Here is a 1,602-nt window from a genome sequence, read left to right on the forward strand (position 1 = left end):
CAGACTGTTGAAAAAGCCCTAGACGAAAGTCTGGGGCTTTGATCTAATAGGCATAGTGAAATTCGGAGTGTTCACCATGCTAACCCCAAAGTCCCCACAACAATACGAGTTTGAAACCGTATATATCAATGAACTGGTACCAGAAGACCACTTGGTTCGTTTAATTGATATGGCGATAGATTTTGAGTTTATCCGCGATGAGGTGGCTCATCTATATTGTCAGAATAACGGTCGCCCTTCGGTTGACCCCGTACGCTTTTTTAAAATTCTGTTTCTCGGTTATTTATTTGGTATCAGTAGTGAGCGACGCCTCATTAAAGAGATACAAGTAAATGTGGCGTATCGCTGGTTCTTAGGTATGGGATTGACGGAAGATGTGATTCACCATTCCACGCTGAGTCAAAACCGCATCAAGCGTTTTAAAGACAGCGATATCTATCAGGTTATCTTCGACAACATTGTGCGTCAGGCCATGAAGCAAGGACTCATTGGTGGTAAGAGTTTGTTTGCCGATAGCACGCACTTAAAAGCGAACGCCAACAAGAAACGCTTCGACATAAAAGACTTGAAGGTGACACCGTCAGCTTATGTGGAACAGCTAAACGAAGCAGTAACCAAAGACAGGGAGTTAGAGGGAAAAAAGCCCCTGAAGTGTAAGGAAGACAAGCCTTGCACGAAGCCTACGAAAGTCAGCCGCACTGACCCTGATAGTGGTTTTATGGTGCGCGATGAGAAGCCCAAGGGCTTCTTCTACCTAGACCATCGCATCGTAGATGGGCGTCACGGTATTATCGTTGATACACACGCGACACCAGGAAATGTTCACGATAGCCAACCTATCATTGCGCGTATTGATAGAGCTAGAGACACCTTCAAACTCAACCATATTGCCGTTGGTCTCGACGCGGGCTACTTCACCGCCGCGGTGTGTCATCACCTCGAAGCGCGACAACTGATTGGTGTAATGGGGTATCGTCGCCCTACGAAAAAGAAAGGCTACTTCGCTAAACGCGAGTATGTATACGACACAGAATCTGATACATACACATGCCCCCAAGGCCAGGTTATTGCTTACAACACCACTAACCGCGAAGGCTACCGCCAGTATCACTCTGATGCGAAGCAATGCATAAGCTGTCCCGTTCGTAAGCAATGTACAAACAGTAAGAATCACACAAAAGTTATAACGCGCCATGTCTGGCAGAAGAGTGTCGAGAACGCAAACGAAGTCAGATTAAGTGAATGGGGGAAGAAGCAATATCGAAGGCGAGCTGAAACGGTAGAACGAAGCTTCGCAGATGCAAAACAACACCACGGACATCGATACTGTCGCTATCGCGGACTCAGTAAGGTCTCGATGCAGTGTCTGCTAGCCGCTGCATGTCAAAACATGAAGAAAATGGCCTTAGCCAAGGCTGTATAAGCCTAAATACCCTCAAATCTCGCTCGCAAACCCGCTAATCGAGTAAATGACTCACTTATTGCCCTCTAAGAGCTCAACACTAAAACAAAAACGCCTTATTAAAAAATATCGCGATCGCAGCCTTCGGCTGCTAGAAAAAATAACCCCCTCCGAAAAAAGAGGGGTTTATCATCAATCTG

1 protein-coding gene is annotated in these 1,602 nt (G+C 46.2%); it reads left to right on the plus strand.

The window, feature by feature from the left end; genetic code table 11:
- Positions 1-76: 76 nt before the first annotated feature.
- Positions 77-1,423, plus strand: a complete 1,347-nt coding sequence (locus F0261_RS19690) for an IS1182 family transposase (protein ID WP_061439450.1) — start codon at positions 77-79, stop codon at positions 1,421-1,423.
- Positions 1,424-1,602: the final 179 nt, after the last annotated feature.

It is taken from the genome of Alteromonas sp. 07-89-2 (assembly GCF_013113925.1).
Lineage (GTDB): Bacteria > Pseudomonadota > Gammaproteobacteria > Enterobacterales > Alteromonadaceae > Alteromonas > Alteromonas macleodii.

What these genes read in the sequence shown, in the direction of transcription:
- F0261_RS19690 (WP_061439450.1), top strand. Translation starts at nt 77, where the DNA reads ATGCTAACCCCAAAGTCCCCACAACAATACGAGTTTGAAACCGTATAT.